We start from the raw sequence: 24,581 nt of genomic DNA, 5'->3' as shown, positions 1-24,581 counted from the left end.
CAACTACCCGGCAGGTACAGATGTCGCGTGAGCAGGAATTCGCGTCGAAGCTTCGCACCTGGCGTCATCGCCGTGGTTGGTCGCAACTGGAACTTGCGGGCCGCGCCGAGATCTCGCAACGCCATCTCAGCTTCCTCGAGCTCGGCCGTTCCGCGCCGAGCCGCGACATGGTCCTGCGGCTCGCGACCACGCTCGACATCCCGCTGCGCCAGCACAATGCGCTGCTGATCGCGGCAGGCTTCGCGCCGCTATGGCGCGAAACCAATCTCGACGCGCCGGAGCTGGCCGAGGTGCGCGAGGCGATCGGCTACATCTTCGCCCAGCAGGAGCCCTTTCCTGCCGTCGCGGTCGATCGCCACTGGAACCTGCTCAAGGCCAACGGCGGCGCGGTGCGGCTGGTCGAGTTCCTGGTCGGTCCGCTGGCGCCCGGAACGGCCGTCAATCTCGCCGATGCGCTGGTCGGGCCCAACGTCCTGCGCCCCTATCTGCTGAACTGGGCGGAGGTGGTGCGCTATTTCCTGCGCAGCGTCGAAGCCGATGCCGCGGCCGACGGACGGCCCGAGACGGCGGCCCTGCTCGAACGCCTGTTGTCGTACGATGACGTGCGGGAGCTGCTGAAGCCGGCCGGGACCGGAAACGCGGCAATCGCCGTGCTGCCGATGCACTTCCGCAAGGACGAGGTCGCGCTGAAGCTCCTGACCACCATCGCCACGCTCGGCTCACCGCAGGACATCACCGCGCAGGAGCTGCGCATCGAGAGCTTCTTCCCGATGGATCGCGACACCGCCGCAGTGATGCGCAACTGGGCGGCGGGCTCACGCTAGGCGCGGCACCACCTTGTCGGCGAGCAGGCGGAAGCTGTCGCGGCTGAGCGGCGCGCACATCAGGTAGTTCAACCCGATCGTCTCTTTCAGCTCCGCGATCTGGTCGATCAGCGCCTCGGGCGTGCCGTGCAGGATCACGCTGTCGACATAGTGCTGCGCCGGTTCCTTGCCGTCGTAGGTGCGCGGCGGCATCTTCTTGCGATGGGCGTGCTGCGGCCCGGCATAGGCATCGACCAGCCATTGCGCGCCCCGCCGTGCGATCGCCTCGGCCTCGACCATGGTCGGCGCGAGCGCGATCAGGCGGGCCATCGGAATGTCGCGGCCCTCATCGGAGAAGCCTGAAGCGGCCATCTTCTCGGCATAGCGTTGGCGCTTGACACCCAGCTCGCGCGTCGAGGCGTGCGGGTCCATTAGAATCGAGAAGCCGCGACCAGCTGCCCAGTCGATCGCCGACTCCGACGTCGCCGCCATCCACACCGGCAGCGGCCGCTGCATCGGCTTGGGCAGTACCTCGAGGTCGTCGAACTTGAAATGCTTGCCGTGGAAGGTGAAGCGCTCCTGCGACAGGGCCGCCAGCACGATCTCGACGGCTTCCCGGAAGCGCTCGGCGCTCTCGTCGATCGGCACGCCGAAGGCGTCGAACTCGGACGGCGCGAAGCCGCGGCCGGCGCCCCAGTTCACGCGGCCGCCCGACAGCATGTCGAGCAGCGCCACCTCCTCGGCGAGCCGCACCGGATGGTAGAGCGCGGCGAGCGATACGGCCGTGCCGATACGCAAGCGCGTGGTGCGCGCCGCCGCCAGGACGCCCATCATATGCACCGACGGGCAGACGCTGTAGGTCGTGAAGTGATGCTCGGCCAACCAGACGGCGTCGAACCCGCCCTTGTCCATGATCTCGATGCGCTCGAGCGCTCGAGCGAAGACGTCTTCCAGCGGCCCGTGACGGCCAGGCCAACTGAAGAACTGCAAGACTCCGACTTTCATGGCTCCTCCCGGCTTTTTCGACAGTAGAGCATGCGGACGTCCCGATCGGTACTAGCTGAGCGCACCACTCCGCGGCGCTCATGCAGGTGAGCGCCAGCAACACGAAACACGGAAGCGCCGTAATGAGAGGTGCCCAGGGTCAGGGAGCATGGCCCTCCGGGCGCGCCCATGAGCGAGCGGCTCTGGAGAGCCGTATACAATTGCCCGCCCTGGATCGTTCAGCTCAGGCCTCCGCTATGTGCAACAGATGATTAATTTTTCCCTGTATTTGATTGGTTTGTTTCGCATCGCCAAAAAAGCTCTATCCGTCGCCGGGCGCGACCAATTGACAGTTTGCTGCAACGCAACCACATGAGCCCCTTCGCGCCGCAAAATCGGCTGGGGGAGTTTTCCATCGTGTACCCAATCCGCCGCCTCGCCCTTGTTGCAGGTTTGATGCTGATCGCTACGCCAGCCTGGGCCCAGGGCGGCCCGCCAGCCATGCCCGTTTCCGTTTCCGAGCCGATCGCCAAGCGGGTTACCCAGTGGGACGAATATTCCGGCCGTTTCGAGGCGATTGCCACCGTCGAGGTCCGGGCTCGCGTCTCCGGCTTCATCGACAAGCTTCATTTCAAGGATGGGCAGTGGGTCAATGCCGGCGATCGCCTGTTCACCATCGACAAACGGCCCTATGAGATCGCCGTCGAATCGGCGACGGCCGACGTGGCACGCAACAAGGCGCAGGTCGACCTGGCCGACCTTCAGGTCGGCCGCGGCGCCGCGCTGATCGGCTCGCGTACCATCACCGAAGCAGACAACGACACGCGCAAATCTAATCTCGCGGTGGCCAAGGCGCAGCTCAAGGCTGCCGAGGCGGCCCTGCGCAATGCCCAGCTCAATCTCGAATGGACCGAGGTCACCGCCCCCCTGAGCGGCCGCATCTCCGACCGCAAGGTCGATCCCGGCAACCTGATCCAGGGCGGCCAGCAGGGCGCGACCTTGCTCGCCACCATCGTCAGCAGCGAGCCCATCTATTTCCTGTTCGACGTCTCGGAAGCCGACCATCTGCGCTATCAGCGCCTGTTCCTGGCCGGCGAACGCGCGCAGGCCGGCAGCTCGGCCATTCCGGTGCGCATCAAGCTCACCGACGAGACCGAGTGGAAGCGGACCGGCAAGGTCGACTTCGTCGACAATTCGCTGAGCCCGCGATCCGGCACGATCCGCACCCGCGCCATCGTCGAGAACAAGGACCATCTGCTGACGCCCGGCATGTTCGGCCGCATCCAGCTCTATGGCGGACAGTACGACGCGCTGCTGATTCCCGATTCGGCGGTGATCTCCGATCAGGCGCGCAAGATCGTATTCGTGGTCGGCAACGACAACGTCGTGCAGGGGCGTCCGGTGACGCTGGGGCCGCTGGTCGACGACCTGCGAGTGGTGCGCGACGGGCTGAAGCCCGAGGACAAGGTCGTGCTCGACGGGCTTGCCAATCCGATGGTGCGCCCGGGCGCCAAGATCGCGCCCCAGAAGGGGCAGATCACCGCGAAGGCGAAATAGCCCCATGCGATTTTCCCATTTCTTCATCGACCGGCCGATCTTCGCGTCGGTCCTGTCGCTCATCATCCTGATCGTCGGCGGCATCGCCCAGCTCCGCCTGCCCGTATCGGAATATCCCGAGATCGCGCCCCCCACCGTCACGATCAACGCGACCTATCCCGGCGCGTCGGCGGAGGTGATCGCCCAGACCGTCGCCACGCCGATCGAGCAGGAGGTCAACGGCGTCGACGACATGCTCTACATATCGTCGCAATCTACCGGCGACGGTGCGCTGACCATCAGCGTGACCTTCAAGCCGGGCGTCGATATCGACCAGGCGCAGGTGCTGGTGCAGAACCGGGTCGCAGTCGCCCAGCCGCGCCTGCCGGAGGACGTGCAGCGCCTCGGCCTGGTGGTCCGCAAGGCCTCGCCCGACCTGATGATGGTCGTGCACATGACGTCTCCGGACGGCAGCCGGGACCAGCAATACATCTCCAACTACGCGACGCTCTATGTGAAGGACGTCGTGACCCGCGTCGAAGGCGTCGGCAACGTGATCGTGTTTGGTGCGCGCGACTACTCGATGCGCGTCTGGCTCGATCCGGCGCGGGTGGCGGCGCACAACATGACGGGCACCGAGGTGGTGCTGGCGATGCGGGCCGCCAACCTGCAGGTCGCCGCGGGGGCGATCAACCAGGCGCCGGCCTCGTCGCCCGGCGGCTTCACGCTGACGGTCAACACGCTCGGCCGTCTGACCTCGCCCGAGCAGTTCGGGAACATCGTGTTGCGTGCCGAGACCAACGGCTCGTTCACACGCCTGCGCGACGTGGCGCGCATCGAGCTGGGCGCGCAGGACTACACGCAGAACTCCTATCTCGACAACAAGAACGCGGTGGCGCTTGGTATTTTTCAGCGGCCGGGTTCCAATGCGCTTTCGACCTCCGACGGCATCATGGCCAAGATGGAGGAACTCAAGAAGAACTTCCCGTCGGGCATCGACTATACGATCGTCTATAACCCGACCGAGTTCATCCAGGCGTCGGTAGACGCGGTGATCCACACGCTGTTCGAGGCGCTGATCCTCGTCGTCATCGTGGTCATCCTGTTCCTGCAGACCTGGCGCGCCGCACTGATCCCATTGCTCGCCATCCCGGTGTCGCTGATCGGCTCCTTCGCCGTGATGTCGGCGGTGGGCATCTCATTCAACACGCTGTCGCTGTTCGGGCTGGTACTGGCGATCGGCATCGTGGTCGACGATGCAATCGTGGTGGTCGAGAACGTGGAGCGCTACCTGACCCAGGGCATGTCGCCCAAGGAAGCGGCGCACAAGACCATGGACGAGGTCGGCGGCGCGCTGATCGCGATCTCGCTGGTGCTGATCGCGGTGTTCCTGCCGACGGCCTTCATTACCGGCCTGCAAGGCTCGTTCTACAAGCAGTTCGCTATCACCATTGCGGCCTCGACGGCGATCTCGGCTTTCGTATCGTTGACCCTGTCGCCCGCCCTCGCCGCGCTTCTGCTCAAGACGCACGCGCTGTCGCACGTCGAGGCGCCCAAGCCGACCCTGCGGGACCGGCTGCTGTTCCCGATCAACTGGTTTTTCGAGAAGTTCAATCACGGCTTCGAGTGGCTGTCGGACGCCTATGGCAGGGTCACGGCCCGGGCGGTCCACCTCGTCGTGGTGGTGCTGGTTGTCTATGCCGGACTGCTGTTCCTCACCTACAACCGGCTGGCCAGCACGCCGACCGGCCTGATCCCGCAGCTCGACCGCTCCTACCTGATCGCGGCCATGCAGCTGCCGCCCGGCTCGACATTGGAGCGTGCGGACAAGCTGGTGCGTCAGGCCTCGGAGATGATCATGGCGACGGAAGGCGTGGCGCATGCCGTGTCGTTTGTCGGTTTCGACGGCGCCACCTTCACGAACGCCCCCAACACGGGCGTGATCTTTGTGACCCTTAAACCGTTCAGCGAGCGCGCTCACCTGGCCAAGGACCAGATCCTGAACGACCTGCGCGGCAAGATGTTCTCGCTGCGTGAGGCCTTCGTGTTCGTGCTCGAGCCGCCTTCGGTGCCCGGCATCGGCACCGGCGGCGGCCTCAAGGGTTATGTGCAGGATCGCGCTGCCCGCGGCCTGCCAGCGCTCGAGGGCGCGACATGGGCGTTGGCCGGTGCGGCGGGTCAGACGCCCGGTCTGACCCAGGCCTTCACGCTGTTCAGTACCCGCACGCCACAAATCTGGGCGGAGATCGACCGCACCAAGGCCGAGCAACTCGGCGTGCCGATCGGCAACGTGTTCCAGACGCTGTCGGTCTACATGGGCTCGGCCTACGTCAACGACTTCAACATCCTAGGCCGCACCTATCGGGTGACGGCGCAGGCCGACAACCCCTATCGCCTCACCCTGCGCGATGTCGCCAATCTCAAGACCCGCAGCGCCAGCGGCGAGATGGTGCCGATCGGCTCGGTGGCAACCTTCAGCGACACGACCGGGCCCTATCGCGTGGCGCGGTACAACCTCTACCCCGCTGCCGAGGTGCAGGTCGCCCTGGTGCGCGGGTTCTCCTCCGGACAGGGCATCGAGGCGATGGAAGGCCTTGCCAGCAAGGTGCTGCCATCAGGCTTCGGATTCGAATGGACTGAAATCGCGCTGCAGGAAAAGCTTGCCGGCAACACTGCGATTATGGCCTTCGGCCTGGCCGTGCTGTTCGTCTTCCTGCTGCTCGCGGCGCTGTATGAGAGCTGGCTTCTGCCGCTCGCCGTGATCCTGATCGTGCCGATGTGCATTCTCGCCGCGATGATCGGCGTGAACATCCGCGGGCTGGACCGCAACATCCTGGTCGAGATCGGCCTGGTGGTTCTGGTCGGCCTTGCGGCGAAGAACGCCATCCTGATCGTCGAGTTCGCCAAGCAGGCCCACGAGGCAGGGATGACGCGCTTCGATGCCGCCGTCTCGGCCGCACGCACGCGCCTCCGGCCGATCCTGATGACCTCGCTCGCCTTCATCCTGGGTGTGGTGCCGCTGGTCTTCAGTACGGGGGCCGGCGCGGAAATGCGCCAGTCGCTCGGTACCGCGGTGTTCGCAGGCATGCTGGGCGTGACGATCTTCGGCCTGATTTTCACGCCGGTCTTCTACGTTATCTCGACCGGCCTCGCCGAGCTGCGCTTCAAGTGGCGCAAGAAGGACATCGAAACGCCGACCTTCACGCCTGAGAAGTGAAGGTCGGCGTCGTGGATGTCGTTAGGCTTTAGGCGTTATCGACCGCCTTCTTGACAGCGTCCTTGGCCTTGCCGGCGGCCTGCTGCATGTCGCCCTTGGCTTCCTGCATCGTGCCCTCGACCTTCAGCTTGTCGCTGCCGACTACTTCGCCAACGCCCTGCTTCGCCTTGCCGATGGCCTCGTTGGCGGCGCCCTTAACTTTGTCTGTCGTGCTGCTCATGGTGCTCTCCTCGGTTAGTGGTGGGCATATGAAACGTCGGCCAGGCGGTGATGTTGCGGTATGCCGAATGAAAAACCACTCGCCTCGATGGCATCGGCGATTGCCTGCGCAGTCGTCTCATCCAGAGTGAAGGAGTGTTCGCTGGCCCACTCCGGGTAATTTGCCGTCTCTTCCGCGCCGACCGCGGAAGCGAGTTGCTCTGCATCCCTGGGTGTCGCGAAGGCACACAAGGTCACGGCGCAATCTTCCTCACAACGCGTCAGGATCGCGAAGTCACCGTTCGGACATAATCCTTCGATGAGCGTCGTCAGAAGCGCCGCGGGTTCGTCCGCGGCGTGAGGGGCAAGCCTGACCGCGACGAGATGCCGAGCGGCCGGTTCATCCACGAGATGGGTCCAGGGGCGTTGGGTCATGGCTCTACAACGCACTTCTTCAACCCAAGGCTCCCGGCCTCTACACTCTTTCTATGCAATCCCATCCTGCGCTCGCCCCCGGAAGGGTGGCTGTCATCACCGGTGCCGCCAGCGGCATCGGCCTCGCGGCCGCTCGCCGCTTCGCCTCGCTCGGGATGAAGCTCTGCCTCGCAGACCTCTCCGCCGACGCGCTCGCGCGGGCCGCCGCGGAAATCGGCGCGAAGGACGTGCTCACGGTCGCGACCGACGTCAGCAAGCTCGAAAGCGTGCAGGCGCTGAGGGACAAGACCTATGCCGCATTCGGCGAGGTCGCCGTGCTGATGAACAACGCGGGGACCGCGCCGGGCGGCGGGCCGTGGGACCATATCGACCGCTGGAAACGGGTGCTCGATGTCAACCTGTGGGGCGTGATTCACGGCGTGCAGACCTTCGCACCGGCGATGCTGGCGCAGAAGACCGCAGGCGCGATCGTCAGCACAGGCTCCAAGCAGGGCATCACCTGTCCGCCGGGCGACACCGCCTACAACGTCAGCAAGGCTGGCGTGAAGGTACTGACAGAGGCCCTGGCGCACGGCCTTCGCAACGAGGAGGGCAATCGCATCAGCGCACATCTCCTGATCCCGGGGTCGACCTTCACCGGCATGACCGCGCGGGGGCGGAGCGAGAAGCCGCCGGGTGCGTGGGCGCCCGACCAGGTGATCGACATGCTGGTAGAGGGCATGGCGCGCGGCGATTTCTATATCCTCTGTCCTGACAATGAAGTGACTCGGGAGATCGATAATCGCCGGATAGTGTGGGCGGCACAGGATATCACACAGAACCGGCCGCCGTTGTCGCGCTGGCATGCCGACTACAAGGATGCGTTCGCTGAATTCCTACGGGCAGAGGAATGAGATGAAAGCCTCATATGTTGTTTCCGCCATTGCCGCTTTCGCGCTCGCGTGGGCGATCGTGCCGTCTTCTGCCGAGCCGGCCCACGCCCTCCCGGCGCCGGCCGCCGACGAAGCCCCCGGTGCAACGACGAAGACGGCGGTCTTTGCCGGCGGCTGTTTCTGGGGCGTGCAGGGCGTGTTCCAGCACGTCAACGGCGTGACCAGCGCGGTGTCGGGCTATGCCGGCGGCGACAAGGACACGGCGGAATACGGGAAGATCGGCAGCGGCCGGACGGGGCACGCCGAGTCAGTGCGGATCGCCTACGATCCCGGCAAGGTGAGCTTCGGCAAGCTGATGCAGATCTATTTCTCGGTTGCGCATGATCCTACCGAGCTCAACCGACAGGGGCCCGACGTCGGTTCGCAATATCGCTCGACCGTCTTCGCCATGGACGACGAGCAGGCCCGGCTGGCGCAAGCCTACATCGCCCAGCTCGACGGGACGAAAGTGTTCCGCAAGAAGATCGTCACCACCATCGAGCGCGGAAAGCCGTTCTACGCGGCCGAGGACTACCATCAGGATTACCTGACCCTGCATCCCAACCAGCCCTATATCGCCATCAACGACCTGCCGAAGGTCGAGAACCTCAAGCGCTTGTTTCCCGAAGCCTATCGCGCCGAGCCGGCCCTGGTCTCTAGGACGGGGATGTAGGATTGGGCCGCAGCACGCGGTGGAGATCGAGCACCGGCGGCTTGTGGCCGAGTTGCGATAGCAGCGTATTGGCCTGCGCGCGGTGATGGGTCTGGTGGTTGAAGAAATGCGGCAGGATCACCGTGAGCGGATCTTCTGACGCAAAGCCAGCATTATTGACGTACCGCACGCTGCCGCGCTCGAAATCCGCCGGCAAGGCCGAGAAGAATCGCTCGATCCGGCGGTCCATCCCCTCGCGCGCCTCGCGCAGGGCATCGAATTTCTCGAACAGGATGGCGTCGAGGTTGGTCGACGGGTGCGACCCGCCCTCCAAGCGCGCCATCCAGATCGTATCGCCCACCAGCAGGTGGTTGAGCGTGCCGTGCACGCTGCCGAAGAAAGCCCCGAGATCTCGGCGATATTCCGCGCCGGAAAGCCCGGCGCAGGCAGCATAGAGGGCTTCGTTGGCCAGGCGGTTGTAGCGGGCATACTGCGCCCAGATCGTTGTCATGAGGCCGACTTAGCCGGACTCAACGCGAGGCTATCGAAATCCAGCGCGCGACATCGCGGATGAGAGTGGCGACCACGGCGCCCCTCATCCGGTGCGCCCGAACGGCATAGGCCTGGATCTGGGGGATCGTGGGGTATGGGGTCGAGAACATGGAAACCTCCAGAAGTAGATCGCAATCTAATTCCTTCTCCAGAGGCCGTTAATCCAGCATAATTGACCAACACTTATGAAGTTATTTCATTAATCTGGCAATGATCGATCACGTCGCCGAAATGGCCGCATTCGTCCGGGTGGTCGACTTCAAAGGATTCTCGGCCGCCGCACCGGTGCTCGGCCTCACACCCTCGGCAGTCAGCAAGCTCGTGACGCGGCTCGAGGCGCGGCTCGGCGTGCGGCTGCTGCAGCGCACCACCCGCGCCCTCAGCCTGACCGCCGACGGGGAGGCCTTCTATGCCGCCGCGCGCCGAATCATCGGCGAGATCGAGTCGCTGGAAAGGGAGATGACCGACCAGCGCGGCACGCCTCATGGCCTGTTGCGGGTGACGACGTCGCTTGCCTTCTCCACCCATCAACTGGCGCCGATGATAGGGGAATTTTTGGAGCGTTTTCCCGATATCCAGCTCGAATTGATGCCGACCGACCGCGTGGTCGACATGATCGACGAGAGTGTCGATATCGCGATACGCATCGGCAAGCTCGCCGATTCGAGCTTCATGGCGCGCAAGATCGGCGACGACGTGCGCCTGGTCTGTGCGGCACCCGCTTATCTCACGTCGCATCCCGCGCCGAGACGGCCGGAGGACCTTGCGCGACATAATTGCATCGTCAGCCGGGACAGGGCCTATCTCAATCGCTGGCATTTCCGCATCGAGGGCCAGGTGCGTGAAATCGAGGTCGGCGGGCGGATCTCCGTCAGCGAAGGCGAGGCGCAGATGCGGCTGGCATTGCAGGGGCTCGGCATCGTGCGCCTCACGCGCCTCACCGTGGCGGGAGCCATCAAGCGCGGCGAACTGGTGTCGTTGCTCGGCGCTTATTCGGCCGAGGAACCGGTGCCGATTCACGCGGTTTATCCCCACCGGAAACATCTGGCGTCCAAGGTGGCGGCGTTCGTCGAATTCATTCTCGAAAAGTTCACGCCGCCGCCGTGGGAAATTTGAGCCGCGATAAATCGTCCAATTATCGTTGGTTGCGCGGTGCATCCTGTGTATGTGTTTGTTCACGCTGAGCGGAAATGCGCAAATGGGGTCTGGACGAATCTACAAAGACCCTGAATGTTTCCGTGGTTCTTGTTTCGGCGATACTCGTCTAAGCCACTACTGTCTTCTTCGAGGTAGTATCCATGCCGCGCATCAAGTCTCTTTCCGTCATTCGCGCCCAGATCCGTGCGTTGGAAAAACGCGCCAAGACCATCGAGTCGAAAGCCGACAAGAGAATCACCGCGCTGATGAGACTCATTTCGCGCCACTCGCTGACGCTCGCCGATTGGAAGCGGGCGGTCTCGCTCGGCAAGGGCGGCAAGCGCGGCGCGGCGCGGGGCGCCGGCAAGCCCGTGCCTGTGAAATATGCAGACGACAAGGGCAACAAGTGGACCGGCCGCGGCCGGCCGCCGCTGTGGCTGGTTGCGGCCGAAAAGACCGGCCGCAAGCGCGAGTCGTTTCTCGTAAAAAACGCGAAGTAGGCAACTGCCGCGCCAGGACCCCTGGCAAAGGTTCGGAGAAGCCCGTGGACCAGGATACAGATCTGTTCGTGCAGGCCTTCTGGGTGAAATGCCGCGAGGTCATCCGACCCGAGATCGATGCCAGGATCGGCGATCTGCGCCGCGCCGGCCATGATGCAAATGTCGCGACACAGGAATTCTCCGTAGCTGGCGACGGGCTACCGGCGCCAGTTGGACCGTCGGTGACGCTCGCCATCCGCCCGATCGACGCAACGGCTGACGCCGTCCATCCTGCGATCGAATTCCACGGGGACGTCCGCCGCCAGGCGATCGACGTACTGACCGATGGGACGCGCACGCAAAGTTACGAACTTGCCGCCCTCGGGAGGGCCGAAGTGAAAGCCGAGATCGACGGGTGGTTGGCGGGAAGGGCCGCGGCCGCGCCTGTTTGATGCTATCCTTTCGGGCAGACATCAAAGGAATGCTCATGCCCGACGCCATCGACGATCTGTTCCGCCGCTTCGGTAAGGCCTTCAACAAGGCCGACGTAGAGGAGATCGCGGACTGCGTGACCGACGATTTCGAATGGCGCCTGAATGCCGGCGGCGCGCCGGCCGGACGGGTGCTCAAGGGCAAGGACGACCTGCGCGCCTATTTCGGAGACAAGAGCAAAGCGCATAAGGAGGCGCGCTATTCGGAGGCGCGCATCCACCGCGCGGGCGATAAGTTGTTCGGTACCTTCCGCGTCACCGGCATCGATCATGCCGGCAAGCCGTTCGATCGCTACGGCATCGACCTCTACGAGGTGAAGGACGGCAAGATCTCGCTCAAGGACAGCTACCTCAAGGTGGAGTGAAGGTGAACGACACGGTTCTCTGGAGCGTCGACCGGCGTGGCGTCGCGACGGTCACGCTCAACCGCCCGCAGGTCAACAACGCCTATAACGGCGACCTCATCGCCGGCCTGCATGCGGCGATGGATGCGCTGGGAGGCGATCCGTCGCTGCGTATCGTCGTGCTCAAGGGCAACGGCCGGCACTTCCAGGCCGGCGCCGATCTCGCCTGGATCAGCGGCGTCGCTACGCAAAGCCCACGCGAGAACGTGGCAGTCAGCCGGCTGACTGCCGAGGCGGTCTCCCGGCTCGATACCTGCCCCGTACCGACGCTCGCCCTGATCCAGGGCGGCTGCTTCGGTGGCGGCACCGGGATCGCTGCGGCTTGCGACGTCGTCGTGGCGAGCGAGGACGCGATCTTCTCGATCAGCGAGACGCGCTGGGGCCTGATGGCGGGCATCATACTGCCGCAGCTCTGCCAGGCGATCGGATTGCGCCAGGTCCGCCGTTACGCCCTGACCGGAGAACGGTTTGGCGCCGCCGAGGCGCGACGGCTCGGGCTGGTGCACGAGGTCTGCCCGACCGGCGGGCTGGAGGAGGCGGGAAACAGGATCGTCGAGGCAGTGCTTATGAACGCGCCTGCCGCCACGACCGCGACCAAGTTGCGCTCGCTCGCCTCGGCTCGTGCCTTCATCGACGAAGGCGAATTGCGCGACCTGATCGACGAACACGCCCGCACCCGCCAGCAGGACGAGGCAACCGAGGGGCTCGCGAGCTTCAAGGAAAAGCGCAAACCCTCCTGGTATCCGGGCTGAAGGCCGGAGGGCCGCCACTGGAGTGGCGCCCCCAGACAAAAGATCATTCTGCAGCTTGCTTCTGCGCGACCTGATCGGGCGTCAGCGTGTAAGTCGTGAAATGCTTGTTGAGCGCCGGCATCGGGCAGACTTCGAGGTGGCCTTCGCCCGGCCGCATCAGGATCATGGCCGAGGTCGCGACGAGGTTGCCGCGATTGTTCAACCGCGGCGGACGGCACACTGACCATGGTGAACCGTAGTCGTCGAAGAAGGCGGAGCGGAAGTCCTCGAGCGTGAGCGCGCCGCGCTTCGGCGTCAGGTGATCGCGCACCCGCTTGTCGCGGTAGATCGAGCAGGGCGTTTCCTGGATACCGGTGTCCTTCACGCGAGCGCGCGCGGCGTCGGCGATCCAGTGATTGGCATGGACGTAGATGCCATGTTCGGGCGCCACCCAGAAGGTCTCGTCCGGTGCGCATTCGAAGCCAAAGGCCTCGCCGCCGCAGTGGCTCACCGCCATATGATTTGAGCCGAGCTTGGGCGTTGCGAAGATGGTGCGCACCGCTTCGGCAAGATAGGCCGATTCCAGCACCTTGCGGCGAATGAACGGCAGCGGCACCCCCTGGCCGCGCTGGTAGTCGCGGTCGCATTCCAGCGCGTTGGCAGTAAGGCCGATACCGGCCGAATTGAGCCCCGAGCGCGCCAGCCCGCCAGCCTCGGTGAAGGTCAGGATGTCCGGCCCGTCGTCGCGGCGGATGCGGAGCACCACGCCGGATTCGGCACACTCCGCACGCCAGTCCCAGTTCTGGCCATGCAAGACCACTCCGTCGGCGCTCGCCTCAGGCAGCGCGAATGCTGCCGTACAGCCATCCGGGAAATGCTGATGGGCCTGCTGCTTGCGCGCCGCGGCGACCATCTCGGTGCGGGCGTTCATCAGCATCACACCGGCGAACGGCACGCCGGCGCCGTCGGCGATCCCGCGCATCTCCTCGACGTAGATCGGATCGAACTTCTCGACCAGCGGCACCATGGCATTGGCGCGCTGCTCGAGATGCTTCCAGTCGACGCCGTTCTTCAACAGCGATTCGGAATACATCGCAATGCCGCGCTTGATGCGGTCGGGAACGGCCTGCCCGTGCTGGCGGCCGCGCTCACGCGGGCCGCCGGTCAATTCGACGAGCGGGAAAGGCACATAATCCATCACGGGCTCCCCAACAGAGCCTGGCGGAAGCGATCCTTGAGATGGGCGCCGTCCTGCGGCGGCATGACGAACTCGAGCTTTTCAACCATCACCTTCACGAGGCGGAAGATCGGGCCCTTCTTCGTACGCAGGTCTTTCACGAGCTGCGCCACGTCGGCCTTCTCGCGCACCGTGCCGCAGTCGACGATCCCACACCCCTTGGCAATCAGAGCGAGGTCAGTGCCGGCACCCGAATCGGTCGGGCCGTTGTTGCGCGGGCTGGTGTGTGTCGCCTGATTGCCCGTCTCGCCGAACTTCTCGTTGTCGAGCACGCAGATCGCGAGATTGTCGGGCGATTGCGCGGCGACGGTGGCGAGCGAACCCAGGCTCATCAACATGTCGCCATCGCCCGTGATCACCAGCACGCGCTTGGTCGGTTGGGCGATCGCGAGGCCCAGCCCCATGCCGACCGGCGCACCCATGGCACCCCACAGCGGCATGTTGAGAGGACGGTCACCAGCGTTGGTGATATCCCAGTTCGACGAGCCGAGCCCGCCGATGACCAGCAGATTGTCGTCGGCGCCGGCGAGGATTTCCGTCACCAGCGGACGGCGCTGAAGTGTAGCCTGGCTCATGTCACTTCTTCCCGAACGTCTTGATGCCGATCAGCTTCTGGCGCAGCAGCACGGCGACCGACTGACCGCCATGGAACGCCGAGCGCGCCGCGGCATCGACGGTTGCCTTCACGTCCTCCGCCTTGTCGACCGAGTACAGCAGCATCCCCATCGCCTCGAGCACCTTGGGCGTGCCCTGGCCCATCGGATACTGCCAGGAATTGAACTCGCCATAGTCGCCGCGCATCGTGATGAGCGTCAGGAACGGAAAGCGCAGAGTCTTGGTCAACCCTACCATGTTGATAGTGTTGCCGACGCCGGAGCTCTGCATCAGCAGCGCCGAGCGCTGGCCGCCGAGCCAGGCGCCCGCGGCGATCGCGATTCCTTCCTCCTCGGTGGTCAGCGCCAAGGTGCGGACCGAGTTGGATTTTTGGCAGGCCTCGATCAGCCGCGAATGCCCTGCATCCGGCACATGATAGACCTGCTTGATGTCATGGTCCTGGAAGACCTCGAAGATGTCGTCGCGCCAATCGTTCATGTCGGTAGTCTATAGCGGCAGTGGCTCGATGCACACCATCCCGGTTTCGCCGGGCGCGAGGAGCACGAAGCCCGTATCGGCAGCGCGTGCGAACGAGGGTTTCAGCACCGCAAGGAACACGATGGCGATCATCAGCACCGTCGGTACTTCGTTCCACCAGCGATAGTAGTGGGCGGGGCGCGTATTCTTGTCGGCGGCGAACTCCTTGTGCCAGCGGCCGTAGAGATGATGGACGATGGTGAGGCCAGCCACGAGTGCGAACTTCATCTGCCACCAGCCGGCGTGCCACCACTCGCCCTGCCACGCGAGCGCGAGACCGAAGAGCCAGACGCCGATCATTGCCGGATTCATGATGCCGCGGAAAAGCCGACGCTCCATGATCTTGAAGGTCTCGCTCTGCGGTGACCCGGCGGGCGTATCGGCATGATAGACGAAGAGGCGCGGCAGATAGAGCAGGCCCGCCATCCACGAGATCACTGCGACGACGTGGAGGGCCTTCAGGATCTCGTAGACCATAATGCCGCTCGAACCAGGTTAGCCAAGCCGTGGATGAACTGCGGGTGCGTGCCGACCGTTGGCACGCGGACGTATTTCGGCACACCGGCCTGCGCCGCGAGGTGACGATAGTCGATGTCGAGCTCAACCAGTGTTTCCGAGTGCTCCGACACGAAGCTCAGCGGATAGAGCACCACGCTTGTCCTGTCAGCACCGGCGCGTCGGATCTCGGCCTCAGTCGGCGGACCGATCCATTTCAGCGGGCCGACCCGGCTTTGATAGCAGACCGACCACTCCATACCATCGAGATGCTGGCCGATCGCCGCGGCGGTCTGCTCGACCTGCGCCTGGTATGGATCGCCCGCCTTCACGATCTTCTCGGGCAGGCCATGGGCTGAAAACAGCACGCGCCTGGGACCATCGCCTGCTTCGACGAGGCCCTGTCTCACGAGCTCGATCGAGGCCCGGATGAAGCCGGGCTCGGTCGGATAGCTCTCGATCTCGGCCGCCGGTGCGTTGAATTTCGAAGCCTTCTTCCAGGCGTTGAACGACGAGGCCGTCGTGGTCGTCGAGAATTGCGGATAGAGCGGCAGCAGTACGATGCGATCGGGCGCGAAACGTTGGACCGAGCGCACCACCGCCTCGGTCATCGGATGCCAGTAGCGCATGCAGACATAGCCGCGCCACTCGTGCTCCGTGCCGAGCGCCTCTTCCAGCGCACGCGCCTGCGCCTCCGTCTGGCCGACGATCGGCGAGCCGCCGCCGATCTTCTCGTAGATGCCACGCGCCTTCGGGGTGCGGCGCCAGGCAATGAAGCGAGCGAGCGGTAGGCGGAGCCAGGCCGGCAGGGTGATGATCGCGGGATCGCTGAACAGGTTGCGCAGGAACGGCTGCACGGCGTCGAGCGAATCCGGACCGCCGAGATTGAACAGGATGATGGCGATTTTCACGTGACGGCCAATCCCTCTGCTTGCCCCGATGACGGGGTAGAGGAGGTTGAGAAGAGGATGAGACCGAGCACCTTCATCATACCGACGGCTTCCAGTTGCGCACGATCTCGACGAGCTGCGCGACATGTTCCGGCGGCGTCTGCGGCACCACGCCGTGCCCGAGGTTGAACACGAACGATCCGTGCCCGAGCTTGTCGAGGATACGCGTCGCCTCGCGCTCGAGCGCGGGGCCGCCGGCGACCAGCATGATCGGATCGAGATTGCCCTGCAGGCAGATATGCGGCTGCAGGTTCTGCGCGGCCCAGTGCGCGCCGATGCCGGTGTCGACCGACAGCGCGGTGAAGGCATCCGGCCGGCGATACATCAGTGCTGCCGGCCCGACCGCCCGCGGGAAGGCGATAATCGGCACCTTGGGATGGCGCGCCCGCAAGCCGTGCGCGATCCGCACCATCGGCTCGAGCGACCATCCGAACAGCTGCTCCTCTGGCAGGATCCCCGCCCAGGAATCGAACAGCTGGACGGCATCGGCACCGGCGTCGACCTGGTTGGCGAGATGGTCGACGATCGCGTCGACCAGCAGATCGATCAGCAGCGCGAAGGAATCGGGATGGCGATAGGCCCACAGCTTCACCTTGGCGAAGTCCTTGCTGCCGCCGCCTTCGATCATGTAGCAGGCGAGCGTGAACGGCGCGCCGGCGAATCCGAGCAGCGCGGTGTCAGCAGGCAGTGCTTTCCGGGTCGCGGAAATGGCGGAATAGACCGGCGCCAGATAGCCGGTCAGCCGCGCCCGCGAGAGCTGGCCGAACTGCACGGGATCTGTAAGAGCGTCGAGCTTGGGACCCTCGCCCTCCTCGAACCACACTTTCTGGCCCAGCGCATCGGGCACCACGAGGATGTCGGAAAAGATGATAGCCGCATCAAGGCCAAACCGCCTGATCGGCTGCAAGGTGGCTTCGACGGCCTTCTCCGGCGTGTAGCAGAAATCGAGGAACGACTTCGTCGTCGCCCGGACGGCACGGTACTCCGGCAGGTAGCGTCCTGCTTGGCGCATCAGCCAGATCGGCGGCGTCGGAAAGCGCGTCCCGGCCAGTGTCTCCAGGAACTTCCCGCTGCTCAAATTCTTTCCCTCATCTGTCTCTCTTATCCTTTCTTAATAGTAGTAGCAGTAGTAGGGGGCGGGGAACGTGGGGATGCGCCTCATTAGACACCCGTCCCCAGGGCCCTGTGGACGGGAATCGCCCGGCAATCGGCCTTGCTGGGTCGGATTCCCGTTTTGAAGGATGTTCGCGGCGGACTATCCCGAGAGGACGAATGTCGGGGTGGAAGGAGGGAGTCGGGCCCTGAATCCACCCCTTTTCTGGAAGGGTCATTGCTATCCCCGATTCGCGTCGAGCAATCCCACGTTTCTCCCAGGCAGCCTGTGGGGTAAGTTGCACCGTGGCCAATCGCAATTTCCACGTCCATCTCGTGTCTGATTCCACCGGCGAAACCGTGTCGAGTGTCGCTCGAGCCTGCCTCGTGCAATACGAAGGAATCTTCGTGCAGGAGCATGTCTGGTCTCTGGTCCGCACCCGGGGCCAGATGGAGAAGGTGATGCAGGCGGTCGAGCGGGACCGTGGCCCTGTCCTCTATACCCTGGTCGATCCGGAGCTGCGCGACCAGGTGCGCGAGAGCTGCCGCAGCCTCCAACTGCCGTGTGTCGGTGTGCTCGACCAGGCGATGAGCGTGCTGGGCCTGCATTTCCATTCCAAGAGCGAGCAGTGGCCGGGCCGCCAGCACCAGCTCGACGAGGGCTATTTCGACCGCATCGATGCCATGCATTACACCTTGGCGCACGATGACGGACAGTCGACGCACGATCTCGACGACGCCGACGTGATCCTGGTCGGGCCATCGCGCACCTCCAAGACGCCGACCTGCGTCTATCTCGCCAATCGCGGCGTGCGCGCGGCCAACGTGCCGCTGGTCCCGCTGGTGCCGCCGCCGGCCGAGCTCGAATCGGCAACGCGGCCATTGGTGGTCGGGCTGATCACCGATCCCGAGCGACTCGTGCAGATCCGGGTCAATCGTCTGCGCCTGCTGCAGCAGGATACCGAGAGCGAATACACCGACATGGATCGGGTACAGAGCGAGATCCAGGACGCGCGCAGGCTCTATGCGCGGCGCAAATGGGCGACGATCGACGTGACCCGGCGCTCGATTGAGGAGACTGCGGCATCGATCATGCAGATGCTGGCGACAAAGCGCGGCCGAAAGCAGCAGGCGCTGTAGCGCCGAGACGGCAAACGAAGGAGGGGATGATGCGTACGCGTTCCCTGTTTGCACTTGGTCTGATTATTGCTGCGCCCTCTGTACTCGCGGCGAATGGCATCGATGTCAGGCGCGGCGAGGACAGTCTGGTGTTCGGCAACTGTGTGCCGAGCCTGGTGGTCGAGAACAACTCACCGGAGACGATCGACTATCTGCAGGTCGATCTGGTCGTCGCGTTGAGCGACGGCCGGCAGCAAACCGTCGAGTTGATGTCGGCTTATCGGGAGGGCGTGCTCTATCCTATCGCACCCGGGGGGACGGCGATCTTGAAACAGCATCTCGATACATCGCGCGCACTGGGCGTTGGCTGCGCCGACGTGAAAGTCCGGAGCGTCGCCCGCACGATCTGCGAGGCCAGGGGCAAGGCTTGTAGCTCTTCAGTGAGCATCCAGCCATGAGGCGCCGGACCATCCTCGCTGGCGCGGCCGCCTCGCTGCTGCCCGCGGCTGCGATCGCGCAGAGCTATCCCAACAAACCGATCCAGATGATCGTGCCCTATCCGCCGGGTGGCGGGACGGACGGCTTCGGCCGCATCACAGCGGACGTGCTGTCCGAGAAGCTTGGCCAACAGATCGTCATCCGCAATATCGGCGGCGCCTCGGGCGTGACCGGTTCGGACACGGTCCGACGTGCCGATCCCGACGGCTACACCTTGCTGTTCAATGCGAGCCTGTTTGTGCTCGGCAAGTACGTCGTCGCCTCGTGCCCCTACGATCCGCAGGCCGACTTCCGGCCGATCGCTCAGGCGGGCGAGGCGCCGCTGGTGCTGCTGGTCAACCTAAACGTGCCCGGAACCGACTATGCGAGCACGATGGCCGCGATCGGGAATGAGCCGAAGAAGTACTTCTTTGCCCTCTCGTCCGGCGGCTCGGCCGGCCATGTCGCGACGCTGGAGTTCCTGCGCCGCGCCAAGCTGCCGCTCGACACCGTGCTCTACAAGGGCACCGCCCCGGCCAATGCCGATCTGCTGAGCGGCAGCGTACAGCTCTTCATGGATCCTTGGACGGCACTGCTGCCGCTCGCGCGGGCGGGGAAGGCGCGGGCGCTGTTCGTCACCTCCAAGGCGCGCACGGCCCTTGCCCCCGACATCCCGACGACCGAGGAAGTCGGCCTGAAGGACTTCAACATCGGTTCCTGGTACGGCGTGTGGGCGCCCAAAGGCACGCCCGACCCGATCGTCGAGCGGCTGGCCGGGGCAATGGCCGAGGTCAACAAAAACAAGGGCTTCATTGCCAAATGCGGCGCGATCGGCCTCGTGCCGACAGCGCGTGGGCCACAGGAGTTCGCAGCCTTCATCAAGAGCGAGGTCGACACCAACACGACCCTGCTGCGCGACGCGGGCTACAAGCCGGAGTAAACTCCTTCCACTGGCGCGAACAGCGGGAAGGCGGCACGCTTGCGACAACCACGCAAGCGGAGGATCGCATGACCGGTGTGCTCGACGATTACATGGTGGATCCGACTTTGTCATTCCTGGACAAGACGCGGATACAGGCTCAGGTCCTCGTGCCGGTGCTGCGCGCCCTGCGCGCGGAACTCGGCAGGGACAAAGCCGACGCGATCGTGAAGCTGGCCCTGCGCGACTGGTCGAAGCAGATGTTTGCCGCGATCGGCGAAAGCGTCGACGGCACACCGCGGCGCAAGTGGGCGGCGATGCAAGGCCATATGAACGAGGTGTCGGGACCGTCGGTCGAGTTCGAGACGCACCGCAAGGACAAGGAAGCATTCGAGTTCGACGTGACGCGATGCCGCTTCGCTGAATTCTTCCGTGCCCTCGACGAACCCGAATTGGGCTCATTACTGGCCTGCCATACCGATTTCGACATCGCCGCTGCCAGTGGCGATGAAGTCACCCTCGAACGCAACCAGACCATCATGCAGGGCGCGCCAAGCTGTACCTTTCGCTACAGGTTTGCACCGAGATAGCTTTTTATTCGTCGTTCGTTCGAAGTGACTGTTCTCATATTGACGGCGTCTGAGTGGCCTATGAGCAATATACAGCGCAAAGATGCGGAAGACGCACGCAATCAACTTCCAGATCTTCTGGAGGCTGCGCAGCGCGGAAAGTCGACGATAATCACGCGCTATGGACGGCCTGTCGCAGTTTTGGTGCCGATTGAGGAGTATCGTCCCGTTGAACGCCAGGCATCGTTGGTCCCGCTGGGAGGTTCCGGCCGGGGAATGTGGGGGAAGGACAGCACCCCTCGTATCTGGCTAGCCAGACCCGCTACCGTCGATGCCGACGTGCGTTGGCAGGTCGACCGGGAGCGGAGAGGGGTGGCCGGGATCGCCGGCCCATTGCCGCGCGATGAGCGAGTCGTTGATTGCCTGCTCGGGTGGGAGCGGCAGTTTCGGTGGCAGCAGGAGGCGGATGACGAGGCCGGCGATCGTGCCGACGGCGACCATCACGAGAATGGCCAGTGTCGCGCTGGTCATGCGTATAACCCGTTCGTCAGGGCGAGATCGGCCGGGAGGCGTCGGCCAGCACCTTGCCGCCGAGGCCGATGAAGCAGACGCCGGCAGCCCGCTCTATCCAGTGTCGTGCGCGCTGGAAGCGACGCATTACCGGGCCGGAGGACATGAACAGGCTGACGCAGGAGTACCAGAATAGCGACGACGCCGTGACCAGCGCGATCATCACGAGCATCAGCCAGTGCGGCGTGGAGGCGGTGACGGCGGTGGCGAAGACGCTGGTAAACAACACGATCGCCTTTGGATTGGTGAGAGTCACGAGGAAGCCGAACAGGATCGCGCGCTTGCCTGCGGGCCGGCCCGAAGGACCGAGCTCGACCTCCTGTGGTTTGGCACGCAGCAGCTTGATGCCGAGCCAGATCAGGTAAGCGCCGCCCAGCACGCGCACGGCCCAGGTAAGCCATTGGTACTGGACCAGGATCGCCGACAGGCCGAGCAGGCTGAGGGTCGCGTAGAGGCAAAGGCCCATCGACACGCCAAGCGTCGTCAGCAGGCCGGCGCGCGCGCCATAAGTCATCGAGGAGCGGACTACCGCGACGAAGTCGGGCCCGGGCAGGATCAGGGCAGGGATGAAGATCGCGAAGACGCCGATCAGAACCAGAGCACTATCCATGAACTGGAACCCTCCACAAGCCTGCGACAGCGATCACCTACGTCGACATCGTGTACCGCTATTCCGCCGCCTTCATCACCGGTGCGAAGCGGGCATCGAAGTCGCGGATGGACCTCTCGACCTCGGCGGAGATCTGCTTCAGCTTGTCGGCATTGACGACTTTCAGGCCGAACAGGTCCTTCACATAGAATACGTCGACCGCGCGCTCTCCATAAGTCGTGATATGGGCCGAGGCAATCTGCAGGTTGAGCCGCGTGAGCGCGCGTGTGACGATATGCAGGAAGCCCGGCCGGTCACGGCCGTTGACCTCGATCACGGTGAACGTGTCCGACGCATTGTTGTTGATCAGCACCAGTGGTGAGACGGTGAAGACGCGATCGCGCTTGGGCCACGAGCTCCGCTGCGCATCGAGCTCGCGCGCGATGTCGAGGCGGTTCGAGAGCGAGATCTCGACGCGGGCGGCAAGACGAGCAAGGCGCTGCGGCCCGTCGAACGGCTTGCCTTCGAGGTCCTGGATCCAGAACACATCGAGCGCCATGCCGTTGGCCAGGGTGAATATCTTGGCGTCGACGATGTTGGCGCCGCTGATCGCCATTGCGCCGGCGAGGCGGGCGAACAGTCCGTGCGTATCGAGTGTATAGATGGTGATCTCGGTGACCGAGCGGTCGGCCTCGACCCGGTGTTCGATGGCAAGCGGCTGATGATCGCGCTCGGCTCGGCGCACCAGCTCAGCTTGGCGCACCAGTGCGTCGGTCCCGAAGGATAGCCAGTAGGGTGCATAGCCGCGCGCGAAATGCTCTTCCTTCTCGGCCTCGGTCCAGCCGACGAGACGCTGCCCGACGTCTGCCTGGATCGCCTTGATACGCTCGGCGCGGCCACCCGACAGCGTGCCGCCCGACATCACCCTCTCCGCCGCGTTGTAGAGCTGGCGCAGCAGCGCCGCCTTCCAGCCGTTCCACACGGTGGGACCGACCGCGCGGATGTCACACACCGTCAGCACCAGCAGCAGGCGCAAGCGTTCGGGCGACTGCACCAGGGCGGCGAAGGTCTCGATGGTCTTGGGGTCCATCAGGTCGCGCTGGAACGAGGTTGCCGACATGGCGAGATGGTAGCGGACCAGCCAGGCGACGGTTTCGGTCTCGGCCTCGCTCAGGCCGAGGCGCGGCCCGAGCGCCATGGCGACCTCGGCACCGAGCACTGAATGATCCCCACCGCGGCCCTTGGCGATATCATGCAGCAGCACGGCGAGATAGAGCACGGGCCGCGACAGGATCTTGTGGACCACGTCGGCCGACAGCGGGTGATCTTCCTTCAGCGTGCCGTTCTCGATGCGAGCCAGGATGCCGATGGCGCGGATCGTGTGCTCGTCGACCGTGTATGTGTGATACATGTCGTGCTGCGTCTGCGCGACGACGCGGCCGAAGTCGGGAATGAAGCGGCCGAACACGCCGGCCTCGTTGAGCCGCCGCAAGGTCGTCTCCGGGTCATGGCGCGAGGTCAGCATCGCCATGAACAGGCGATTGGCTTCCGGATCGTTGCGCAGCTTGTCGACCAGCCGGATGTTCTGCGTGATGAGCCGCAATGTGGCGGGATGGATATCGAGGCCGTTTTCCTGCGCGACATGGAACAGGCGCAGGATCGCCGCCGGATCCTTCACGAACGCATCGGGTGTCGCTGCCGCGAGCCGCTCGCCGTCGAGCCGAAAGCCGTCGAGCTGGCGCGGCCGCAGGCTCTGCCACAGGGCCGCGAGCTTGGGCTTGCGGCGGCGGCTGTCCTCGAGTGCGGCGACGAAGATTCGCGTCAGGTCGCCGACCGTCTTCGCGTGAAGATAATAATGCTTCATGAAGCGCTCGACGCCGCGACCGCCCGATCGGTCCTGGTAGCCGAGACGCGTGGCTATCTCGCGCTGGAGATCGAACGAGAGACGGTCGTCGGCGCGACCCGAGAGATAGTGGATGTGGCAGCGCACGGTCGAGAGGAAGCGGTCGGCGCGCTCGAAGTGGCGCGCCTCGTCCCGGGTCAGCACACCCTTGTCGACCAGTTCAGCCGGCTTGCTCACGCGATAAAGATACTTTGCGATCCAGAACAGCGTATGCAGGTCGCGTAGGCCGCCCTTGCCCTCCTTGACGTTGGGCTCGACGACGTAGCGCGAATCGCCCATGCGGGTATGGCGCTGGTCGCGTTCGTTGAGCTTGGCCTCGACGAAGTCCCGGCCGTCGCCGGCGGCGAACTTCGCTGTGTAGCCCTTCATCAGCTCGTCGAACAGCTCGCGATCGCCCCAGATGTAGCGCGCCTCGAGCAAGGCGGTGCGGATCGTCTGGTCGCGCTCGGCATAGCGCAGGCTCTCTTCGACCGTGCGCGTGGCATGCCCGACCTTCAGCCCGAGGTCCCACAGCAGGTAGAGCATGAACTCGACGATCTGCTCGCCGCGCGGCGTCTGCTTGTAGGGCCGCAGGAACAGCAGGTCGATGTCGCTGAGCGGCGCCATCTCGCCCCGGCCGAAGCCGCCGGTCGCGACGACGCCGAGGCGCTCCGCGGCGCTAGGGTTGGCGGCGGGATAGGCGTGGCCGTCGGCGAAATCGAAGATCACGCGGATCAGCTGGTCCATCAGGAAAGATGTTGCCGCCAGCACCGCCAGCCCGTCGTTCTTGAGTGGGCCCGGCTGCTCGAAGCGGCGGCGGATCTCGGCGCGACCGGCCGCCAGAGCCTCGCGCATCAGGGCGAGCACCTGGGTCCGGGGCAGGTCGGCGCCGGTCGGCACGCCCTCGACCAGCTTGGCCAGGGACTCCTCCAGCGCGCGGCGGCGGACGATCGCTCGGCGGTCGGGGATGGAATCGTATGAAGTCGGCATTGCGGGCGGATACTACAGGGCCGGGGCGGGC

The 24,581-nt window shown here is 64.7% G+C and carries 27 protein-coding genes and 2 pseudogenes; 15 read left to right on the top strand and 14 right to left on the bottom strand.

Annotated features, from left to right (window positions below; translation table 11 throughout):
* Positions 1 to 20 precede the first annotated feature (20 nt).
* The gene (locus ACQY8M_RS06090; RefSeq protein ID WP_428669896.1) at positions 21 to 824 is read left to right on the top strand and encodes a helix-turn-helix domain-containing protein; all 804 of its coding nucleotides are present in this window, start codon (positions 21 to 23) and stop codon (positions 822 to 824) included.
* Here the strand turns inward: ACQY8M_RS06090 and ACQY8M_RS06085 are convergent.
* On the bottom strand, positions 816 to 1,808 hold the full coding sequence (locus ACQY8M_RS06085; protein WP_428669894.1) for an LLM class flavin-dependent oxidoreductase: 993 nt from the start codon (positions 1,806 to 1,808) through the stop codon (positions 816 to 818). The genes ACQY8M_RS06090 and ACQY8M_RS06085 overlap by 9 nt on opposite strands.
* A 480-nt stretch (positions 1,809 to 2,288) precedes the next feature.
* On the opposite strand from ACQY8M_RS06085, the gene ACQY8M_RS06080 reads away from it, so the two are divergent.
* Positions 2,289 to 3,344, top strand: a complete 1,056-nt coding sequence (locus ACQY8M_RS06080; RefSeq protein ID WP_428669892.1) for an efflux RND transporter periplasmic adaptor subunit — start codon at positions 2,289 to 2,291, stop codon at positions 3,342 to 3,344.
* Between the two features lie 4 nt (positions 3,345 to 3,348).
* Entirely contained in the window at positions 3,349 to 6,540 is a 3,192-nt protein-coding gene (locus ACQY8M_RS06075; RefSeq protein ID WP_428669890.1) for an efflux RND transporter permease subunit, read from the top strand.
* Between the two features lie 28 nt (positions 6,541 to 6,568).
* On the opposite strand, the gene ACQY8M_RS06070 is transcribed toward ACQY8M_RS06075, so the two are convergent.
* Positions 6,569 to 6,760: a CsbD family protein gene (locus tag ACQY8M_RS06070; RefSeq protein WP_428669888.1), complete on the bottom strand. Its 192-nt coding sequence runs from the start codon at positions 6,758 to 6,760 to the stop codon at positions 6,569 to 6,571.
* 14 nt (positions 6,761 to 6,774) lie between these two features.
* Positions 6,775 to 7,173 (bottom strand): hypothetical protein, encoded by a 399-nt coding sequence (locus ACQY8M_RS06065; protein ID WP_428669886.1) that lies wholly within the window; start codon positions 7,171 to 7,173, stop codon positions 6,775 to 6,777.
* Between the two features lie 53 nt (positions 7,174 to 7,226).
* Here ACQY8M_RS06065 and ACQY8M_RS06060 point away from each other — a divergent pair, with 53 nt between their 5' ends.
* Together ACQY8M_RS06060 and msrA are read left to right on the top strand one after the other, a co-directional pair.
* Positions 7,227 to 8,066 (top strand): SDR family NAD(P)-dependent oxidoreductase, encoded by an 840-nt coding sequence (locus tag ACQY8M_RS06060; RefSeq protein ID WP_428669884.1) that lies wholly within the window; start codon positions 7,227 to 7,229, stop codon positions 8,064 to 8,066.
* Position 8,067: 1 nt separating this feature from the next.
* On the top strand, positions 8,068 to 8,757 hold the full coding sequence (msrA, locus tag ACQY8M_RS06055; RefSeq protein WP_428669882.1) for a peptide-methionine (S)-S-oxide reductase MsrA: 690 nt from the start codon (positions 8,068 to 8,070) through the stop codon (positions 8,755 to 8,757).
* On the opposite strand, the gene ACQY8M_RS06050 is transcribed toward msrA, so the two are convergent.
* Both ACQY8M_RS06050 and ACQY8M_RS06045 read right to left on the bottom strand, forming a co-directional pair.
* Complete coding sequence (locus ACQY8M_RS06050; protein ID WP_428669880.1) at positions 8,741 to 9,247, bottom strand: DinB family protein; 507 nt, start codon at positions 9,245 to 9,247, stop codon at positions 8,741 to 8,743. The genes msrA and ACQY8M_RS06050 overlap by 17 nt on opposite strands.
* Positions 9,248 to 9,266: 19 nt before the next feature.
* Positions 9,267 to 9,398, bottom strand: a complete 132-nt coding sequence (locus ACQY8M_RS06045) for an RSP_7527 family protein (protein ID WP_428669878.1) — start codon at positions 9,396 to 9,398, stop codon at positions 9,267 to 9,269.
* 100 nt (positions 9,399 to 9,498) lie between these two features.
* Here ACQY8M_RS06045 and ACQY8M_RS06040 point away from each other — a divergent pair, with 100 nt between their 5' ends.
* The 5 genes from ACQY8M_RS06040 to ACQY8M_RS06020 all read left to right on the top strand — a co-directional run bounded on the left by ACQY8M_RS06040 (position 9,499) and on the right by ACQY8M_RS06020 (position 12,551).
* A complete protein-coding gene (locus tag ACQY8M_RS06040) occupies positions 9,499 to 10,404 on the top strand; it encodes a LysR family transcriptional regulator (RefSeq protein ID WP_428669876.1) in 906 nt (301 codons plus the stop codon).
* 182 nt (positions 10,405 to 10,586) lie between these two features.
* A complete protein-coding gene (locus ACQY8M_RS06035) occupies positions 10,587 to 10,925 on the top strand; it encodes an H-NS family nucleoid-associated regulatory protein (protein WP_428669874.1) in 339 nt (112 codons plus the stop codon).
* 44 nt (positions 10,926 to 10,969) lie between these two features.
* Positions 10,970 to 11,356, top strand: a complete 387-nt coding sequence (locus ACQY8M_RS06030) for a hypothetical protein (protein ID WP_428669872.1) — start codon at positions 10,970 to 10,972, stop codon at positions 11,354 to 11,356.
* A gap of 35 nt (positions 11,357 to 11,391) precedes the next feature.
* Positions 11,392 to 11,760, top strand: a complete 369-nt coding sequence (locus ACQY8M_RS06025; RefSeq protein ID WP_428669870.1) for a nuclear transport factor 2 family protein — start codon at positions 11,392 to 11,394, stop codon at positions 11,758 to 11,760.
* A gap of 2 nt (positions 11,761 to 11,762) precedes the next feature.
* Positions 11,763 to 12,551 (top strand): enoyl-CoA hydratase-related protein, encoded by a 789-nt coding sequence (locus tag ACQY8M_RS06020; RefSeq protein ID WP_428669868.1) that lies wholly within the window; start codon positions 11,763 to 11,765, stop codon positions 12,549 to 12,551.
* 43 nt (positions 12,552 to 12,594) lie between these two features.
* Here the strand turns inward: ACQY8M_RS06020 and ACQY8M_RS06015 are convergent, their stop codons facing one another.
* The 6 genes and pseudogenes from ACQY8M_RS06015 to hemE form a co-directional block, all read right to left on the bottom strand.
* A complete protein-coding gene (locus ACQY8M_RS06015) occupies positions 12,595 to 13,728 on the bottom strand; it encodes a C45 family autoproteolytic acyltransferase/hydolase (RefSeq protein ID WP_428669866.1) in 1,134 nt (377 codons plus the stop codon).
* Positions 13,728 to 14,342, bottom strand: a complete 615-nt coding sequence (locus tag ACQY8M_RS06010; protein WP_428669864.1) for a thiamine pyrophosphate-dependent enzyme — start codon at positions 14,340 to 14,342, stop codon at positions 13,728 to 13,730. Before ACQY8M_RS06010 ends, ACQY8M_RS06015 begins: the two co-directional genes overlap by 1 nt.
* Before the next feature lies 1 nt (position 14,343).
* Positions 14,344 to 14,859: a thiamine pyrophosphate-binding protein gene (locus ACQY8M_RS06005; protein WP_428669862.1), complete on the bottom strand. Its 516-nt coding sequence runs from the start codon at positions 14,857 to 14,859 to the stop codon at positions 14,344 to 14,346.
* A gap of 96 nt (positions 14,860 to 14,955) precedes the next feature.
* A pseudogene (hemJ, locus tag ACQY8M_RS06000) lies at positions 14,956 to 15,375 on the bottom strand (protoporphyrinogen oxidase HemJ); the annotation flags it as partial.
* Positions 15,357 to 16,304, bottom strand: coding sequence for a ferrochelatase (gene hemH, locus ACQY8M_RS05995; protein ID WP_428669860.1), 948 nt, complete (start codon positions 16,302 to 16,304; stop codon positions 15,357 to 15,359). The gene hemH and the pseudogene hemJ, both read right to left, overlap by 19 nt.
* 76 nt (positions 16,305 to 16,380) lie before the next feature.
* On the bottom strand, positions 16,381 to 17,421 hold the full coding sequence (gene hemE, locus ACQY8M_RS05990; protein ID WP_428669858.1) for a uroporphyrinogen decarboxylase: 1,041 nt from the start codon (positions 17,419 to 17,421) through the stop codon (positions 16,381 to 16,383).
* A 320-nt stretch (positions 17,422 to 17,741) separates the two neighbouring features.
* On the opposite strand from hemE, the gene ACQY8M_RS05985 reads away from it, so the two are divergent.
* The 5 genes and pseudogenes from ACQY8M_RS05985 to ACQY8M_RS05965 all read left to right on the top strand — a co-directional run.
* Positions 17,742 to 18,575: a pyruvate, water dikinase regulatory protein gene (locus tag ACQY8M_RS05985; protein ID WP_428669856.1), complete on the top strand. Its 834-nt coding sequence runs from the start codon at positions 17,742 to 17,744 to the stop codon at positions 18,573 to 18,575.
* 26 nt (positions 18,576 to 18,601) lie between these two features.
* Entirely contained in the window at positions 18,602 to 19,012 is a 411-nt protein-coding gene (locus tag ACQY8M_RS05980) for a hypothetical protein (protein WP_428669854.1), read from the top strand.
* Positions 19,009 to 19,971, top strand: coding sequence for a Bug family tripartite tricarboxylate transporter substrate binding protein (locus tag ACQY8M_RS05975; protein ID WP_428669852.1), 963 nt, complete (start codon positions 19,009 to 19,011; stop codon positions 19,969 to 19,971). Before ACQY8M_RS05980 ends, ACQY8M_RS05975 begins: the two co-directional genes overlap by 4 nt.
* 68 nt (positions 19,972 to 20,039) lie before the next feature.
* Positions 20,040 to 20,540, top strand: a complete 501-nt coding sequence (locus ACQY8M_RS05970) for an L-2-amino-thiazoline-4-carboxylic acid hydrolase (RefSeq protein WP_428669850.1) — start codon at positions 20,040 to 20,042, stop codon at positions 20,538 to 20,540.
* A gap of 60 nt (positions 20,541 to 20,600) precedes the next feature.
* Positions 20,601 to 20,708, top strand: a pseudogene (locus ACQY8M_RS05965) (hypothetical protein); the annotation flags it as partial.
* A gap of 120 nt (positions 20,709 to 20,828) precedes the next feature.
* On the opposite strand, the gene ACQY8M_RS05960 reads toward ACQY8M_RS05965, so the two are convergent.
* The 3 genes from ACQY8M_RS05960 to ACQY8M_RS05950 are packed head-to-tail and all read right to left on the bottom strand — an operon-like array spanning position 20,829 to position 24,550.
* Complete coding sequence (locus tag ACQY8M_RS05960; protein WP_428675627.1) at positions 20,829 to 21,050, bottom strand: hypothetical protein; 222 nt, start codon at positions 21,048 to 21,050, stop codon at positions 20,829 to 20,831.
* Positions 21,051 to 21,066: 16 nt separating this feature from the next.
* Positions 21,067 to 21,699 carry a LysE family translocator gene (locus ACQY8M_RS05955; RefSeq protein ID WP_428669848.1) on the bottom strand — a complete coding sequence of 211 codons (633 nt, stop codon included), beginning with the start codon at positions 21,697 to 21,699 and terminating at the stop codon, positions 21,067 to 21,069.
* Positions 21,700 to 21,757: 58 nt separating this feature from the next.
* Positions 21,758 to 24,550 (bottom strand): [protein-PII] uridylyltransferase, encoded by a 2,793-nt coding sequence (locus ACQY8M_RS05950; protein WP_428669846.1) that lies wholly within the window; start codon positions 24,548 to 24,550, stop codon positions 21,758 to 21,760.
* Positions 24,551 to 24,581: the final 31 nt, after the last annotated feature.

This window comes from Reyranella sp., assembly GCF_965279465.1.
GTDB lineage: Bacteria > Pseudomonadota > Alphaproteobacteria > Reyranellales > Reyranellaceae > Reyranella.
Note: the sequence above shows the minus strand (reverse complement) of the source record. Positions and strands in the feature narration are given on the sequence as shown.